The sequence below is a fragment of the Amycolatopsis ponsaeliensis genome (assembly GCF_030182635.1).
GTDB lineage: Bacteria > Actinomycetota > Actinomycetes > Mycobacteriales > Pseudonocardiaceae > Amycolatopsis > Amycolatopsis ponsaeliensis.
On sequence record NZ_JAPZLD010000065.1, the window covers coordinates 12,451 to 29,992 of the forward strand.

10 protein-coding genes are annotated in these 17,542 nt (G+C 71.2%); 8 read left to right on the forward strand and 2 right to left on the reverse strand.

The window, feature by feature from the left end; genetic code table 11:
- Window positions 1–2: 2 nt before the first annotated feature.
- Complete coding sequence (locus tag QQ657_RS50980; RefSeq protein ID WP_284749693.1) at window positions 3–6,824, reverse strand: type I polyketide synthase; 6,822 nt, start codon at window positions 6,822–6,824, stop codon at window positions 3–5.
- A gap of 789 nt (window positions 6,825–7,613) precedes the next feature.
- On the opposite strand from QQ657_RS50980, the gene QQ657_RS50985 reads away from it, so the two are divergent.
- Window positions 7,614–8,735: a threonine synthase gene (locus QQ657_RS50985; RefSeq protein ID WP_284749694.1), complete on the forward strand. Its 1,122-nt coding sequence runs from the start codon at window positions 7,614–7,616 to the stop codon at window positions 8,733–8,735.
- Window positions 8,732–9,349 (forward strand): helix-turn-helix transcriptional regulator, encoded by a 618-nt coding sequence (locus QQ657_RS50990; protein WP_284749695.1) that lies wholly within the window; start codon window positions 8,732–8,734, stop codon window positions 9,347–9,349. Before QQ657_RS50985 ends, QQ657_RS50990 begins: the two co-directional genes overlap by 4 nt.
- Before the next feature lie 56 nt (window positions 9,350–9,405).
- Here QQ657_RS50990 and QQ657_RS50995 read toward each other — a convergent pair whose 3' ends face one another.
- Window positions 9,406–10,797, reverse strand: coding sequence for an amino acid permease (locus QQ657_RS50995; RefSeq protein ID WP_284749696.1), 1,392 nt, complete (start codon window positions 10,795–10,797; stop codon window positions 9,406–9,408).
- A gap of 208 nt (window positions 10,798–11,005) precedes the next feature.
- Here QQ657_RS50995 and QQ657_RS51000 point away from each other — a divergent pair, with 208 nt between their 5' ends.
- The 6 genes from QQ657_RS51000 to QQ657_RS51025 all read left to right on the forward strand — a co-directional run bounded on the left by QQ657_RS51000 (window position 11,006) and on the right by QQ657_RS51025 (window position 17,541).
- On the forward strand, window positions 11,006–12,226 hold the full coding sequence (locus QQ657_RS51000; protein ID WP_284749697.1) for an RNA-guided endonuclease InsQ/TnpB family protein: 1,221 nt from the start codon (window positions 11,006–11,008) through the stop codon (window positions 12,224–12,226).
- 204 nt (window positions 12,227–12,430) lie between these two features.
- Window positions 12,431–13,336 carry a glutaminase gene (locus QQ657_RS51005; RefSeq protein ID WP_284749698.1) on the forward strand — a complete coding sequence of 302 codons (906 nt, stop codon included), beginning with the start codon at window positions 12,431–12,433 and terminating at the stop codon, window positions 13,334–13,336.
- A gap of 66 nt (window positions 13,337–13,402) precedes the next feature.
- Window positions 13,403–14,407 carry a LacI family DNA-binding transcriptional regulator gene (locus tag QQ657_RS51010; protein ID WP_284749699.1) on the forward strand — a complete coding sequence of 335 codons (1,005 nt, stop codon included), beginning with the start codon at window positions 13,403–13,405 and terminating at the stop codon, window positions 14,405–14,407.
- Between the two features lie 94 nt (window positions 14,408–14,501).
- A complete protein-coding gene (locus QQ657_RS51015) occupies window positions 14,502–15,779 on the forward strand; it encodes an ABC transporter substrate-binding protein (RefSeq protein ID WP_284749700.1) in 1,278 nt (425 codons plus the stop codon).
- Window positions 15,779–16,717, forward strand: a complete 939-nt coding sequence (locus tag QQ657_RS51020; RefSeq protein WP_284749701.1) for a carbohydrate ABC transporter permease — start codon at window positions 15,779–15,781, stop codon at window positions 16,715–16,717. Before QQ657_RS51015 ends, QQ657_RS51020 begins: the two co-directional genes overlap by 1 nt.
- Window positions 16,714–17,541 carry a carbohydrate ABC transporter permease gene (locus tag QQ657_RS51025; RefSeq protein ID WP_284749702.1) on the forward strand — a complete coding sequence of 276 codons (828 nt, stop codon included), beginning with the start codon at window positions 16,714–16,716 and terminating at the stop codon, window positions 17,539–17,541. Before QQ657_RS51020 ends, QQ657_RS51025 begins: the two co-directional genes overlap by 4 nt.
- The last annotated feature ends 1 nt before the right edge of the window (window position 17,542 follow it).

The window sequence follows — 17,542 nt, forward strand, 5'->3', positions numbered from 1 at the left end:
GGTCACCACCCGGAGGCGGTGTGGACGACGGCGGAGACGTCCGGGCGGCCCCAGGCCAGCTCGCGCAGCAGGCCGAGGGTGCCTTCCTCCGGATCGATCAGCTCGATGCCGCGGCGGGCGTAGTCGCGCATCAGCGCGGGGGTCACCATGCCGTCGTGGTCGCCGGTCGGCGCCCACGGTCCCCAGTGGACGGTCACCGCGCGCCCGGCGGGCCATCGCCGGCCGAGCGTTTCGAGGGCGTCGTTGGCGGCGGCGTAGTCCGACTGGCCGCGGTTGCCGAGGGTGGCGGCGATGCTGCCGAACAGCACCACGAACTTCGGTTCGTCAGGCAGGTCGGCGGTCGCTTCCAGGAGCGTCCTGGCACCGTCCACTTTGGTGCCGTAGACGCGGGCGAACGACTCCGGCGTCTTGTCCGCGACGAGCTTGTCCTCGATCACGCCGGCCGCGTAGACGATGCCGTCGAGCCGGCCGTACTCGGCGTGGATCTCCTTGACCGCGCGGTGCACGGCTTCGGCGTCGAGCATGTCGACGGACTGGTAGCGCACCGGGCTGCCGAGGGCTTCGAGCTGCCGGAGAGTGTCCCGGACTTCGCGTTCGCCTTCGATCCGGCGGGCGGCCTTCTCGATCTCGGCGGGGCTCTTCAGGCCGGACGCGATGAGCGCGCCGCGCAGTTCCTTGGCGTCCTTCGCCTGCGGGTACTCGTCCTCGCCGGCGGGAACGGGCGTCCGGCCGAGGAGTTCGACGCGGCAGCGGGTCGCACCGGCGAGGGTGCCGGCGAACCGGGCGGTGATGCCCTTGGCGCCGCCGACGAGCAGGACGACGGAGTCCCGGTCCAGCCCGATCGCGGCCGCTTCGGCGGCGCCGTCACCGGCCGGGCCCGCGCCGCTGGCGCCGAGGAGGCCGAGGTCGTGTGCTTCGGGCCGGAGTCCGCGCCGCGCTTGTCCTTCCCGGAGCACGACGGGTTCGCGGTCCACAGCGGACAGTTCGGCGACGAACTCGGCGGCGTGCGCTCCTTCGACGACCCGGGCGAGGGTGTCCGGGTATTCGCGGGAGACGCTGCGGTAGAAGCCGCGCAGCCCTTCGGCGGGTCCGGCGGTGAGCAGCCACCGCGGACGTTCGGCGAGGGCAGCTTGGTACTGGGAGAAGGCGGCGGGGAGGACGGAGTCGCCTTCGGGGAGGTGGAGGTAGCCGTCGAAGCCGGGCCGGACGTCGTCGCCGATTTCGGCTTCGGCGCCGTGGGCGGTCAGTTCGGCGCGGAGGGCTTCGGCTCGCGACCCGGTGCCGAGGACGAGGAACCGGCGCCCGGCGATGTCGGGCGCGGTGGCCGGGGCGAGGTCGAACTCCGTCATGAGATAGCGCTTCGGCGCGACGATCACCGGCTGCGGCTCCAGCGCGGGCCCGCCGGTCGTCGACGGCAGTCCGGAGCCGCTCCCGGCGACCGGCTCCGCCCCGAGAAGGTCCACCGCGGCACCGATCGTGGCGGCTCCGGCGCCCAGCAGCTCGGCGATCCCGGCTGCCGTGCGGGCCTTGGCGAGTTCCTCGATCTCGCCCGCACCCAGGCGAACCGTCAGCTCGCCCGCGATCTCGGCCCGCTTGATCGAGTCGATGCTCAGGTCGGCTTCCAGATCGAGATCCGGCTCGATCATCTCCACCGGATAACCCGTCCGCGTCCCGATCACCTCGACCACGGTCTCCAGCACCGAGGCGGCCTTCGGTGCTTCCATCGCAACCAACGCCGCATCGGGGCGCTGCTCGCCGATCAGCTCCGCGATCTCCGCGGCTGTCCGGGCCTTCGCGAACTCCTCGACGTCACCGCCGGCCAGACCGAGCCGGGACGCCAGCTCGCCCGCGATCTCCGCCCGCTTGATCGAGTCCACGCTCAGATCGGCTTCCAGATCGAGATCCGGCTCGATCATCTCCACCGGATACCCGGTCCGCTCCCCGATCACCTCGACGATCGTCTCCAGCACCGGCCGGTCCGCCGGAACCGGAACCGCAGCCGGAACCACCGAAGCCGCCGGAAGGGCCGGCACCGGAACCGCCTCGACCACCGGGATCGAGCGAGCCACCGGCGTCTCACTGCCGAGGAAGCCCAGCAACACGTCACGCTGGGCGGCGATCATCTCGCGGCCGGTCCGCAGGAAGTCCGCGACCATCGCCTCCGAAGTCGCGGCCTCAGGCGCCGAAGCCACCCCGAGGGAAACGCGCGAGGCCGGCTGGAGCGCGCCCGCCGGGATCGTGCCGTCCGCCGTGCGCAGCAGGTGACCGTCGACCGTCCACCCGGGACGCTTCGGCCGCGGGGCCGTCGCCGCGTCGAGGGCGTCGCGGCCGCGGAACAGCCAGCCCGTCTCGACCGGAACCCCGGCCACCGCCAGCTGCGCCAGCGCGCCGAGGAAGCCCGGCAGCCCACGACGTCCCGGCTGCTCGAACCCGACCGTCCGGTGCGGCCGGTCACCGAGGATCGCGCCGACCTGCCTGGCCAGCACCGCGCCAGGCCCGGCTTCGACGAACACCCGCGCCCCGGCCGCGTACATCGCCTCGACCTGTTCGACGAACCGGACCGGCGAACCCACCTGGGCGGCCAGCTCGCCGCGGATCTCCTCCGGCGAAACCGGGTACGGCCCCGCGGTCCGGTTCCCGTAGACCGGCACGGCGGGCCGCACGACGCCGATCGCGCCGAGCGCATGCCCGAACGTCTCCCCCGCCGCGGCCACCAGCGGACTGTGGAACGCGCACGCGACCGAAATCCGCTTCGCGCCGAGTCCCGCCGCGCGCAGCTGCAAGACCGCGGCCTCGATGTCGGCGGTCGGGCCGGAGATCACCGTCTGTTCCGGCGAGTTGTGGTTGGCGAGCACGACCGCCGGCGAGGTGAGGACCGCACCCACGTCGGCCGCCGACGCCGCGACCGCGGCCATCGCACCCGGGTCCCCGGCCGGGATGGCGTCGAGGATCGCCGCCGCCCGGGCGTGGCTGGCGTGCAGCAGCGCATCGGGGGTGAAGGTGCCCGCCGCGGCCAGCGCGGTCAGCTCGCCGTAGCTGTGGCCGCCGAGCATCGCCGGCCGCACGCCCGCGCGGGACAGCAGGCGGAACGCGGCCAGCCCCGCGAGCCCGAGCGCGGGCTGGGCGACGCGGGTGTCGGTGACGCGGTCGGCCAGCTCCTGCCGCGCCCGCTCGCCGAACGCCGCCGGGCCGAACACGACGTCGGCCGTCGGCGGGTCCAGGCGCAGGTACCGCTGCAGTTCCGGGAAGGCGACGAACAGCTCGGCGAACATGCCCGGCCGCTGGCTGCCCTGGCCCGGGAACAGCACCGCGACGTCGCCGGGCTCGTCCTCTCCGGCCCGGTACAGGCCGGGAGAATCCTGCCCCGCGAGTGCCTGTCGCAGCACCGTGGTCAGCTCGTCCACAGTGGACGCCACGACGGCGAGACGGACCCGCCCACCGGCCGCTTCGGCCCGTCGGGAAGCGCTCAGCGCGAGGTCCCGCAGCCGCCATGGCTGCCGCCCCGCCGGGACATCCGAGGCCAGCGCAAGCAGGTCGCGGACCGCCGCGTCCGAGGTGAAGAGGAACAGCTCGGCCGGCCACTCCTGCGCCGTCTGCGCGGGCGGGACGCCGTCGTGCGCGCCGAGCACGACGTGGAAGTTGGTGCCCCCGAAGCCGAACGCGCTGACGCCGGCGATCCGCTCGGCGGCCGGCGCGGCCCACGGCTGCGCGGCCGTCTGGAACACGAACGGACTGGTCGACGCGTCCCACGCCGCGTTCGGCGACGAAAGGTGCAGCGTCGGCGGTTTGACGCCGGTGTGCAAGGCGAGGGCGGTCTTGATCAGCCCGGCGAGGCCCGCGGCGCACTTGGTGTGCCCGATCTGGGACTTCACCGAGCCGATCGTGCAGCCACCCGGCGCCGCGCCGGCCTCGGTGAACACCTTCGTCAGCGTGCCCAGCTCGGTCCGGTCGCCGACGACGGTCCCGGTGCCGTGCGCCTCGACGAGCCCCACGCGGGCGGGCGACACGCCGGCGTTGCGGTAGGCACGGGTCAGCGCGGTGTGCTGCCCCTCGGGCCGGGGCGCGGTCAACCCCAGCGCCCGGCCGTCGGAAGCCGCCCCGACGCCCTTGATCACGGCGTAGACGCGGTCGCCGTCGCGTTCGGCGTCCGCGAGCCGCTTCAACGCGACGCACGCGACGCCCTCGCCGAGCGCGATGCCGTCGGCCGCGCTGTCGAACGTCGCCGAACGCCCGGTCGGCGAGAGCGCGTGCGCCGAGGCGAACAGCAGGTAGTCGTTGATGCCGTTGTGCAGGTCCGCGCCGCCGCACAACACCAAGTCGCTCGTGCCGGCGGTCAGCTCCTTGCAGGCGACGTCGACCGCGGTCAGCGACGACGCGCAGGCGGCGTCGACCGTGTAGTTGGCGCCGCCCAGGTCGAGCCGGTTGGCGATCCGCCCGGCGATGACGTTGGCCAGCACGCCCGGGAAGGAGTCCTCGGTGATCCGCGGCAGCCGTTCGTCCAGTCCGGACGGCAGTTCGCCCACATAGGACGGCAGCACGGTCCGCAGGCTCATCGCGTTCGACAGGTCGCTGCCCGCCTCGGCACCGAACACGACGGACGTCCGCGCCCGGTCGAACGCGCGGTCTTCGTAACCGGCGTCCACGAGTGCGCGGTGCGCGGCCTCCAGCGCCAGCAGCTGCACCGGTTCGATGCTGGCCAGCGACGACGGCGGGATGCCGTACTTCAGCGGGTCGAAGCCGATTTCGGGGAGGAAGCCGCCCCAGTGCGACGGCGTCTTCTCGCCCTGGCCTTCGGGGTCGTAGTAGAGAGCGGTGTCCCAGCGCTGCGGCGGGACTTCGGTGACCGCGTCGGCGCCGGCCAGGACGTTCGCCCAGAACGTGGCCAGGTCGGGTGCCTGCGGGAACATGCAGGCCATGCCGACGATCGCGATTTCGAGGGGTTCGGGCGCCGGGGGTTCCGGTGTCGTGAGGCCGAAGGCTGCGGCCCGCTCGCGCAGGACGGCGTTCGCGCCTTCGCCCACCGCGTGGTGCAGGTCGGCGATCGTGGTGACGGCCGAGCGCAGCACGGCGACCTCGCCCGCCATGAACATGCCTTCGGCGAGCTGCCGGTCCTCGGCGACGTCACGCAGTTCGGCGCCGACGCGCTCGATTCCCTTGCTGGCCAGGCGAAGCCGCCCGACGTTCAGCTGCTCCAGTTGCTCCCAGGCGTCACGGCTCGGCACGCCCTGCTCGGCGAGCTCGGCCTTGATCGCCGCGTACTCCTCGGTGAACGGGCTGCGGACGCACCGGGTGGCGTGGCCCGGCGCGGTTTCGAGGAGGTCGGTGTGCTCGGCGCCGAGCAGGCTCCGCTGGAACAGCGGGAGCACGGCGCCGGCGTCGACCGCCTCGCGTGTGAAGAGGTAGGCGGTGCCCATCAGCACGCCGATCGCGGCACCGCGCGCGGCGACCGGTGCGGCGAGCGCGGCCACCATCGCGGCCGACCGCTCGTCGTGGATCCCGCCCGCGAACAGCAACTGCAGGTCAGCGGCCGCGTCCGGAGTGGACGCGAGGAAGTCGGCGACGACGCCGAGCTGCGCTTCCCACAACGGGAAGCTGGTGCGGGGCCCCACGTGGCCGCCGCATTCCGAGCCCTCGAAGACGAACTTGCGGGCGCCGGCTTCGAGGAACTGCTTCAGCAGTCCCGGCGACGGCACGTGCAGGAAGGTGGCGATGCCCACCTCCTCGAGCGCCGCGGCCTGCGCGGGGCGGCCGCCGGCGATGATCGCGTGCGTCGGCCGCAGCTCGCGGATCACCTCGAGCTGCGCGGTCTTGACGTCCTCGGCGGCGAACCCGAGGACACCGACGCCCCAGGGCGCGTCGCCGACCGCTTCGCGGGTCCGTTCCAGCACGTCGCGGGTCTGCTCGCGGCCGGACAGGGCCAGCGCGATGAACGGCAGCGCACCGCCCGCGGCGACCTCTGCGGCGAACGCGGGCTGGTCGCTGACCCGGGTCATCGGTCCCTGCGCGATCGGCAGCGCCGTGCCGAGCGCGCGGCTGCCCGCGCTGCCGGGCCCCAGCACCGGGGTTTCGGTGCGCAGGGCGGCACCGATGGCGTCGGCCAGGCCACGCACGGCCTCGGTCACCGTGCCCCAGCGGTCGCGGAAGCGGGTCGCGAGGAAGACGTCCTGGCCGGCTTCGACCGGCTCGGAGCCGTGCCGCGCGAGGCGGCGGACGCCGTCGACGACCGTCGTTTCGGAACCGTCCAACCCGGTGAGCGCGCGGGTGAGCGCGGACGGCAGTTCGGCCTCCGGCAGCAGGGCGAGCTGGGTGTCGACGACCACGCCGGCCGCGCCGCCCGCGATCGCGGCGGCCGCGGTGTGCGGGCCGATCCCGCCCGCGGCCCACACCGGGACGTCGAGGGTTTCGTCGGCGAGCAGGGCCTGGAGCAGCACGAACGTGCTCAGCTCACCCGTCCGGCCGCCGCACTCGTGACCGCGAGCGATCAGGCCGTGGACGCCGCCGGCGACGGCCCGCGCGGCCGACGCCCGGCTGGTGACCTCCGCCAGCACCCGGCGGCCGGGGAAGTCCGGCGCGGTGCACGGGGAGTCCTCGGTCAGCAGGACGGTCGTCGCGGCTTCGGGCAGGTCGGCGACCGGTCCGGTCAACCGGACGCCGTAAGCCGGAACGCCCCACTCGCCGAGCAGCGCGAGTTCGTCGGAGGCCGCTCCGCCGGTGAGGTCGAGCACGCCGAGCCCGCCCCCGCGCACGGCGGCCGCGACCCCGCGCGCCGACGGCCACCGCACCGGCGACACGGCGACGACCAAGTCGGCTTTCCGGACACGCATGGGCTCTCCCGCTACGCACGAATGGGTGACTGGTAACGGGGTGTACTTAAGCGGGTTCCCACGGGTTCCGTCAACAACCCACCACGATTTCGTCGCGATGGTTCAGAAAATTCGGGATCGACCAGCCGGAAGACGCAAGAATTTAACGCCGCCGTCACGTTCCGCGCGCCGGGAAGCGTCGCCCGATTGCCGTTGTACTGTGGACAACGGCCGGCCACAGTGGCCGGACCTGCGGCCCACGTGGCACGCACGCCCAGATGGGGCAAGCCATCTCACCCGGTGGGCGCAGTGCGGCTGATCACACCGGACCACGACGTTCGGCGGTCCGAATGATTGCCGTCCACGCATCACAAACCGCCGTGACGGTAAAACCGGTCACGACTCCCCGATCGCCCGAGATGCGGAAACGTCAGAATTCCCTATTGTCCGACGGCTATTTCCCCGGCAGTTTTACCCACAGCCGAAAGTCGTACCCGGAACTCGCACGATTACCCCGGCGGGATCACGCGAGTCCACTATGGACCCCTCCGCGGCCCGGGTTCCGCGTGCTCAAACACCCACGGCGGCTCCGGGTCCCGGACGCCCCGGCTCACCGCGACACGCGTCGCGACCAGGACGACTCGGGGTATTCAGCCGGACACCATCGGTACCTCCCGTCTCCCGCGGCGATCTTCGTCAGGGATTTTCCACTCTCCGGTGACAGATTTTCCTTAGAAGAAGCTGAAAGCGTTTCGCGTACCAGTCGGTAACCCTGGACACATCGTCTAGACTTGCACCATCTGTCCAGTCGTGGAGGTGGTCGTGGAGTACTGGTACGCCGACGAGCGGTCGGGGACGCGCTACCCGGGTGACCCGCTGCGGTGGCGCGGCGACGACGGCGCGCCCCTGACCGTCGCCCCGCTGGCCGGGCTCGCCCCCGGCGACGTCGACACCGGCGTCCGGTCGCTCTGGCGGTACCGCGCCGCCCTGCCCGGCGACCTGCGTCCGGTCTCGCTCGGGGAGGGCTGCACCCCGCTGGTCCCGCGGCCCTGGGGCGAGGGCGACGTGCGGTTCAAGCTCGAGTGGTTCAGCCCGACCGGCAGCTTCAAGGACCGCGGGTCCAGCGTCATGGTCTCGGCACTGGCCGGCGCCGGGGTGACGGAACTGCTGGAGGACAGCTCCGGCAACGGCGGCTCGTCGGTCGCGGCCTACAGCGCCGCCGCCGGCATCGCGGCGACCGTGCTGGCCCCCGAAGGGACGTCCCCGGCGAAGGTCCTGCAGGCCCGCGCGTACGGCGCGGAGGTCGAACTCGTGCCCGGCACGCGCGACGACACCGCCGCCGAGGCCGTCCGCCGCTCGTCCCGCACGACCTACGCCAGCCACAACTGGCACCCCTTCTTCCTGCAGGGCACCAAGACGCTGGCCTACGAACTCTGGGAGGACCTCGGCTTCCGCGCGCCGGACGCCGTGGTCACCGTGGCCGGCGCCGGGAGCATCGTGCTGGGCTGCGACCTGGGGTTCGGCGAGCTCCTGGCCGCCGGGTCGATCACCCGCCGGCCGCGCCTGCTGGTCGCCCAGCCGCGCAACTGCTCCCCCATCGACGCCGCCGTCCACGACCGCCGGCCCCCGGAGTTCGCGCCGACGGTCGCCGAGGGCACCGCCATCCGGCACCCGATCCGGCTGCCCGAGGTCGTCGCGGCGATCCGCCGGTCGGGCGGCGACACGGCCGCCATCTCCGAAGACGGCATCGCCGCGGCCGCCCGCCGGCTCGCGTCGCTCGGCCTCTACGCGGAGCCGACCAGCGCGACCGCCGCCGCGGCGATCGACGTCTTCCGGGAGCGCGGCGCGATCCGGCCGGGCGAGACGACCGTCGTCGTCCTCACCGGCTCCGGGTTGAAGGCGCCCGACAAGCTGCGGGAGCTGATCGGATGACCGAGGACGAGCTCCTGCTGCGCGAGGCCGAGAAGATCGCCCAAGCGATCGGCCGGATGTTCCCCGGGCTGTGCGAGGTCGTGCTGCACGACCTGCGCGACCCGGCCCACGCCGTCCGCGCGATCGAGGGCGGGCTGTCCGGACGCGCCGTCGGCGACCCGGCGACCGAGCTGGGCCTGGCCCGGATCGCCGATCCCGGGTTCCCGGACGTGCTGCAGAACTACCCGAACCGCTTCCCCGACGGCCGGCCCGCGAAGAGCACGTCGATCGGCCTCCGCAATTCGGGCGGCGAGTACGTCGCGGCGCTGTGCCTCAACCTGGACGTCTCCCTGCTCGGCTCCGCCGCCCGCGCGTTGACCCGCCTCGCCCGCGCCGACGAGCCGGCCCCGCTGACCGAGTCCCTGCGCGCCCGCACGGCTGATGAACTCCGGGCGTTGGTCGAGGACTACGCGACCGAGCGCGGCCACACCCCGCGCAGCCTGCCGGGCGCCGCCAAGAAGGACCTGGTGCGGACGTTGCGGGAGCGCGGGTTCCTCGAGGTGAAGAACGCGGTCCCGACGCTGACCGACCTGCTCGGGATCTCGCGGGCCAGCGTCTACAACTACCTGCGCTGAAGCGAGGGCCTCCCCGGGAGCTCGGGGTCTCCCGAGGAGGCCCGCTCCACCCGGCGCTACTCCGCCGGAATGCTTTCGCGCCGTTTCGAGATCACGCGCCAGCCCACCGCCAGCACCACGACCAGCACCGGGATCGAATAGAACGCGATCTTCTCGGCGCCGTCCGAGAAGCCCATCAGCACGACCACCAGCGCCAGGAACGCCAGCGTCGCCCAGCCCGAGTACGGCGCCCACGGCATCCGGTACGACGGCCGCTCCAGTTCGCCGCGCAGCGCGGCCTGGCGCAGGCGCATCTGGCAGAAGACGAGCGTCGCCCACGTGGTGATCACGCCGAGCGAGGCGATCGCGATCGCGATGTCGAACGCGTCCTTGGGCACCAGGTAGTTCAGCACCACGCCGAGCAGGTAGGCGACCGAGGTGAACAGGATGCCGCCGTAGGGCACGTGCCGGCTGCTCATCCGGCCGACGAACGACGGCGCCTCGCCCTTCTCGGCCAGCGAGCGCAGGATCCGGCCCGTCGAGTAGAGGCCCGAGTTGACGCTGGAGAGCGCCGCGGTCAGCACGACCGCGTTCATCACGTCGCCGATGCCCGGGATGCCGAGCCGGCTGAACACCGTCACGAACGGGCTCTCGTCACCGTTGTAGAACGGCCAGGGCAGCAGCATCGCCAGCATCAGCACCGAGCCGACGTAGAACACGCCGATCCGCCACACGACGCCGTTGATCGCCTTCGGCAGCACCTTGCGGGCGTCCTTCGTCTCGCCGGCCGCGATGCCGACGACCTCGATGGCCGAGTAGGCGAAGATGACCGCCTGCAGCGTCATCAGCGCGATGCCGATGCCCGCCGGGAAGAATCCACTGTGGTCGGTCAGGTTGTGCACGCCGGCGGGCGTGCCGCCGATGTCGGCGCTGGTGAACACCAGGCCGAGCGCGGTGATCAGGAAGACCACGATGGCCAGCACCTTGACCACCGAGAACCAGAACTCCAGCTCGCCGAAGAGCTTGACGCTCACCAGGTTCACCGCGAGCAGCACGCCGAGGGCGACCAGCGCGGTGATCCACTGGGGAACATCCGGCAGCCACTTGTGGACGTAGATCGCGACCGCGGTGATCTCCGCGATCCCGGTCATCGCCCAGTTGACCCAGTACATCCACCCCGAGGCGAAGCCGGCCCACGGGCCGATGAACTTCCGCGCGTAGGTGACGAAGCTGCCGGAGTTCGGCTCGTGCAGGACGAGCTCGCCGAGCGCGCGCATCACGAAGTAGGCGGCCACTCCGCAGATCGCGTAGGAGAGGACCAGCGACGGGCCGACCTGGTGGAGCTTGCCGCCGGCGCCGAGGAACAACCCGACGCCGATCGCGCCGCCGATGGCGATCATCTGCACCTGGCGGTTGCCCAGTGCTTTTGAGTAGCTTTCACCTTTTTCGGTGAGCAGCGAGGAATCCATGGTTTCGGCGAGTGGATCGGCGCTTCGGCGGACTGGTGAACCATCGCATCGGGACGGAAGCCACCACCCGAACCTTGCACCGAACGCCCTCGCCACCTCCTTTCTCGATCGAATTACTCTGTGTGTATATTTGCCGTCAGATCGTAGCCAGGGAGTGGTGTCCCGTGGCGATGGAGCGCCCGCGGCCATGGACTGAGGAGGTACGCCCGTGATACGTGCGTACAAGTTTCTTCTGCGGCCCACAGCCAAGCAGGCGCAAGCCTTGTCGGAGATGCTTCGGGATCACTGCTCCCTCTACAACGGCGCATTGCAGGAACGTCGCGATGCCTACCGGCACGCATCGAAGACCACTGTCAGATACGGCGAGCAGTCTGCGCAGCTCAAGGAGATTCGGAATTTCGACCCGGAGCGGCAAGGCCGATGGTCTTTCTCTTCGCAGCAAGCCACGCTGCGACGGCTGGACAAGGCTATGCAGGCTTTCTTCCGGCGCCTCAAGGCGGGAGAGCGGCCCGGTTACCCGCGCTTCAAGACTGTCGGTCGCTTCGACACCGTCGCATTCCCCAAGGATGGCGACGGGTGTCGCTGGGACTCCATTCCGCACGACACGGTCACCCGGCTCCGCCTGCACGGAGTCGGACACATCCGGGCGCACCGACATCGACCGGTGAAGGGTCGGGTCAAGACAATCAGCGTCAAACGGGAAGGAGTTCGCTGGTACGTCATCCTCACATGTGATGGCGTGCCTGCTGAGTCTCTCCCCGCCACCGGCCGGCAGGTTGGCATCGATCTCGGCGTGGCGCGTTTCCTCACCACCTCTGACGGCGAACACGTTGTCAATCCGCGCTGGGGGAACCGAACCGCGAAAGACCTGGCTGACGCCCAACGCCATCTGGCGGCGTTCCCCAAAAGAACACCGCAGAGGACAAGGAAGCACCGTGCGGCCGTCCGCCGGGTTGCCAAGCTGCATGAAAAGATCCGTCGGCAGCGAAATGACCACCACCACAAGTCCGCACTCGCCCTGGTGCGAGCACACGACGTCATCGCGCACGAGAGATTGCACATCGCGGGTATGACCCGTTGTCCGAGGGCCAGGCCCGACCCGGACAACGAAGGGAAGTTCTTGCCCAATGGCGCAGCGGCGAAAGCAGGCCTGAATCGCAGCATCCTGGATGCGGGTTGGGCGCAGTTCCTGACGATCCTGGCGAACAAGGCTGAGAGCGCCGGTCGTCGCATGGTCGCCGTGGACGCGCGCAACACCTCTCGCACCTGCCCGACCTCCGCCGGAGGATGCGGGCACGTGGCACGGGAGAACCGCGTCAGCCAGTCGAGATTCGAATGCACTGCATGTGGTTACACGGCCCACGCGGACCGGGTTGGCGCATTGAACATCCTGGATCGGGCCGGGCTGGCCCTCCGTGGCGCGGCTTAGCCGCCGACACGGGAAGCCGACGCCTCTGCGCGTTGGTGGAGTCACGGTTGCCAGACGTTAAAGCGTGTGCGGCAGGTCACCAAGCGGGCTAAGGAAGACTTAAGGTGTGCCGGAGATCACCAGTGGCATTTCGCTGGTATCTGCCGGTTTCGATTTGACAGGGCCGCCGTGCGCCCGGGCGAACGCGGCTTCTACGCTACGGCCGTGGACCTCGCGGCGCTGCTGGACCGGATCGCCGACGACGTCGCGCCCGAGGTCGGCCGCGGCGCCGTCGCGGACTACATTCCCGCCCTGGCCCGGATCGAGCCGCACCGGTTCGGCATGGCAGTGGCCGAAGTGGACGGTGCGGTGCACGGCGTCGGCGACTGGCAGCGGCCGTTCTCGGTGCAGAGCATGTCGAAAGTGTTCACGCTGGCACTGGTGCTCTCCCGCGGCGACGGCGTGTGGGCACGCGTCGGGCGCGAGCCGTCCGGCGACCCGTTCAACTCGCTGGTGCAGCTGGAACACGAGGACGGCATCCCGCGCAACCCGTTCATCAACGCGGGCGCGCTGGTGGTGACCGACGAGCTGGCCCAGTACGGCGACGCGGTCGAGGCGCTGCTGAAGTTCCTGCGCGAGGAGAGCGGCCGGCCGGACATCGACGTCGACCCGGAGGTGGCCGCGTCGGAAGTGGGCCACGCCGACCGCAACCGCGCGCTCGCGTACTTCATGGCGTCCTACGGCAACATGCGCCACCCGGTGCCGTCGGTGCTCGACCAGTACGTCCGCCAGTGCTCGATCGCGATGAGCTGCGCGGACGTCGCGCGTTCGGCGCTCTTCCTGGCCCGCCACGGCATCCGCAACGACGGCACCCGCCTGCTGGAGCTGAGCGCGGCGAAGCGGATCAACGCGGTGATGCTGACGTGCGGCACGTACGACGCGGCGGGCGAGTTCGCCTACCGGGTCGGCCTGCCGGGCAAGAGCGGCGTCGGCGGCGGGATCGTCGCGGTGGTCCCGGGCCGGTGCGCGGTGTGCGTGTGGAGCCCGGGGTTGGACGCGCGGGGGAACTCCGTGGCGGGCGTGTCGGCACTAGACCGCTTCACGACGCTGACCGGCTGGTCGGTCTTCTGAGGCACCCGCTCGGGTAGCGCCCCGGCCGTGGGCGGGCATACTCGACCTCCGACAGGGAGGTGGGCGGTGTCCTCGAGCACGGAACCCCGGCGCGTGACGATCCACGACGTCGCCCGGTCGGCCGGGGTCTCGCGGCAGACCGTGTCGCGCGCGCTGAACGACAAGGCCGAGATCGACGGCTCGACCAAGCAGCGCGTCCTCGATGCCGCGCGGGAGCTCGGTTACCGGCCGAGCCGGTTCGCGCGCGGGCTCGTCCGGCAGGACACCACCACCATCGGGCTCGTCGTGCCCGACCTGCTCAACCCCTTCTTCACCGAGGTCGCCTCCGGCGCGCTGCAGGCGGCGCGGGCGCGCGGCTGGCACGTCGTCGTCTACGACACCGCCGACGACGTCGAGCAGGAGCTCGCCACCCTCCGCGTCATCGGCACCCAGGTCGACGCCGTGGTCGGCTACTTCAGCCGGTCCGACGAGGACCTCGACCGCTTCACCCCGGGCATCCCCGTGGTCCTGATCGGCCGCGAACCCCGCACTCCGCGGTTCAGCGGCATCTCGATCGACGGCGAGGACGGCGTCCGCGAGGCCGTCGCCCACCTCGTCGGGCGCGGCCACCGGCGGATCGGGATGCTCGACCACGACCGGCGGCCCGAGCCCAGCATCCGGCAGACCTGGTTCCTCCGGGCCGCCGCCGAGCAGGGCATCGCCGTCGCGCCCGGGTGGATCGCGCGCGCCGCCCAGACCGTCGACGGCGGGGGCGCGGCCCTGGCCACCCTGCTCGCCGCGCACCCCGACGTCACCGCCGTGTTCGCCTTCAACGACGTGATCGCCATCGGCGCCCTGCGGGAAGCCCGCCGGTTCGGCCTGCGCGTGCCCGGCGACCTCGCCGTGATCGGCTTCGACGGGCTGGCGCTCGGCACCCTGGTCGAGCCGGAGCTCTCCAGCGTCGCGATCGACACCCGCACGCTGGGCGCGCTGGCCGTCGACCAGGCGGCGCGGCTCGTGACCGGGGCCGCGCCCCTCGAACCCGCCGAGCTGATCGTCCGCGCCGCGCTCCACCTGCGCGAATCCGCCTGATCCCTTGACACCCCGGTCCGCCGCCACGCACACTTCCGGGCAATCCGTGAACGTTCACGGGAGCGTTCACGGGCACGCGCCCGGAGGGTCCTCGATGACGCTGACTCGACGTAGCTTCCTGACCGCGGCGGGGCTGGGCGTGGCGGCGCTCGGCACCGCCGCTTCCTGCACGAGCCCGACCACCGCCAACCCCGGCAAGCTCACGCTCTGGTCCACCAGCGGCGGCCTGGCCGACTCGGTCGTCGCCGACGCCCAGAGGCGGTTCGGCGAGCTGTACCCGTCCCAGGTCAGCGGCCAGCTCAAGCAGCGGCTCCTGGCCGCACTCGCCGGCGAGGCGTACCTGCCGGACATCACGATGCTCGGCGACGACATCGCCACCTACTTCGCCGACACCGCCCACTTCACCGACCTGCGGTCCCTGGGCGCGGACGCGGTCAAGGACCAGTACCTGCCCTGGAAGTGGCAGGCCGGGACCAGCCCGGACGGGTTCCAGCTCGGCTTCCCGATCGACATCGGCCCCGCCGCCCTCTACTACCGGCACGACCTGTTCGCGCAGGCCGGCTTCCCCAGCGAACCGGACGACGTCGCCGCGGCCGTGCCGACCTGGGACGCCTACTTCGACTTCGGCCGCCGCCTGCAGGAGAAGCTGCCCGGCCGGCACCTGATCACCGACACCAAGACCGTCTACACGTACTCGATGGCGCAGGAGCCGCAGAAGTACTTCACCCGCGACAACACCTACCTCGGCGACGCACCGCAGGTCCGCCGCGCCTGGGACCGCGCGCTCACCGCGTTCCGGTCCGGCTTGACCGCGGGCTACGCCGGTTCGCAGGACCCGGGCAGCTCGGTCGAACGGCACGCCGCCTGGAACTCCGGCAAGGAGCTGAGCTTCGTCAATGCGTCGTGGATCGGCGGCGAGCTCAAGAAGTCCGCGCCGGGCACCGCCGGGAAGTGGCGGGTCTGCCGCGCTCCGGGCGGCGCCGGCAACCAGGGCGGGTCGTTCCTGGCGATCACGAAGTACTGCCCGCGGCCGGAGCGGGCGTTCGAGGTCGTCCGCTGGCTGCTCTCGCCGGAGAACCAGCCGCGCTCCTACCTCGAAGCGGGCCTGTTCCCGACCAGCCCGGCGGCGTTCGCCGACCCGCGGCTGCTCGCGCCGGAGCCGTTCTTCGGCGGCCAGGCCACGATGGCCGTGCTCGGGAAGACGGCCCGCGAGGTCAAGCCCGCCTACTTCAGCCCGTGGGACATCGCGATCAGCGACACGTTCACCGACGAGCTCACCAACGTCGAACTCGCCGGGAAGGACCCCGGCCGGGCCTGGGACGACGCCCGCCGGACCGTCGAACGGCTGCTGACCCGGCAGGGGGTGCTCTGATGGCGACACTCACCCGTCCCGAGGCACCGACCCGCGTCAGGACTCCCCCGCGTCGCAGACGGCTGAAGTACCTGCCGCAGTACCTCGCGATCTCGCCGTTCTTCGTGCTCTTCACCGTCTTCGGCCTCTACCCCGTGCTGTACTCGCTCTACCTCGCGCTGCAGCGCTGGGACGGCGTCGGGCCGATGAAGTTCGTCGGCCTGGGCAACTTCCAGTTCCTCGTCACCGACCCGGTGTTCTGGGACTCGATCGGGAACACACTGGTCATCTGGGTGATGTCGACCGTCCCGATGACCGCGCTGGCCCTGCTGATCGCCGTCGGGCTGCACTCCTCGATCCGGTTCAAGGGCGCGTTCCGGATCGCCTACTTCCTGCCGAACGTCACCTCGATCGTGGCCATGTCGCTGGTCTTCGGCTCGATCTTCAGCAGCGAGTTCGGCATCCTCAACTGGCTCCTGGGCCTGGTCGGCATCGATCCGGTCCAGTGGCTGACCGACCCGTGGGCGATCCGGGGCGCGATCTCCATCATGATCGTCTGGCGGTGGGTCGGCTACAACGCGATCATCTTCCTGGCCGGGCTCCAGGCGCTGCCGCCGGACGTCTACGAAGCCGCGCGCGTCGACGGCGCCGGCCCGGTGCGGACGTTCTTCCGCATCACGCTCCCGCTGCTGCGCCCGGTCCTGCTGTTCTCCGTCGTGATGTCGGCGATCAGCGGGCTGCAGATCTTCACCGAGTCGCAGATCCTGCTCGGCAACCGCGGCGGCCCGGACGAAGCCGGGATGACCATGGTCCTCTACTTCTACAACAACGCCTTCGTGAACAGCGACTTCGGCTACGGCGCCGCGATCGCGTGGGGCATCTTCGTCGTCGTGGCGCTGTTCGCGATCCTCAACTGGCGGCTGATCCAGCGCCCCGGCTTCCTGAAGGCGGGCCGATGACCACGACACGAGCCGGCCGGGTCGTCACCTACGCGGCGTTGACGATCGGTGCCTTGATCACCCTCTTCCCCTACTACTGGCTCGTCGTGATGGCGTCCAACACGACCGCGGACATCTACTCGTCGCCGCCGACCTGGACGTTCGGCGGCGAGTTCTTCCACAACATCGGCCAGGTGTTCGCGAAGATCGACTTCTTCGGCTCGCTGCTCAACACGCTGCTCGTCGCGATCGTGACGACGCTGCTGGTGCTGTTCTTCGACTCGCTGGCCGCGTTCACCTTCGCCAAGTACCGCTTCCCCGGCAGCTCGCTGCTGTTCGGCACCGTGCTGGCGACGTTCGTCGTGCCGACGCAGCTCTCGGCGATCCCGCAGTTCACGACCATGGTGCACCTCGGCTGGGTCGGCGACCTCAAGGCGCTGATCGTGCCGGCCGCGGCCAACGCGTTCGGCATCTTCTGGATGCGGCAGTACGCGCAGACCGCGATCCCGGACGAGCTCCTGGAAGCCGCCCGGATCGACGGCTGCGGCTTCTTCCGCACCTACCTGACGGTCGGCCTGCCGGTGCTGCGCCCGGCACTCGCGTTCCTCGGCATCTTCACCTTCGTCAACGCGTGGAACGACTACCTGTGGCCGCTGGTCGTGCTGATCGACTCGAGCCACGTGACGCTCCAGGTCGCGCTTTCGCAGCTCAACGGCCTGTACGTCAAGGACTACAGCGTCGTCATGGCGGGCACGCTCGTGGCGATCGTGCCGCTGATCGTCGTCTTCGCCTTCGGGGCCCGCCATTTCGTCCGCAACATCGCCGCCGGTGCCCTCAAGGGCTGAA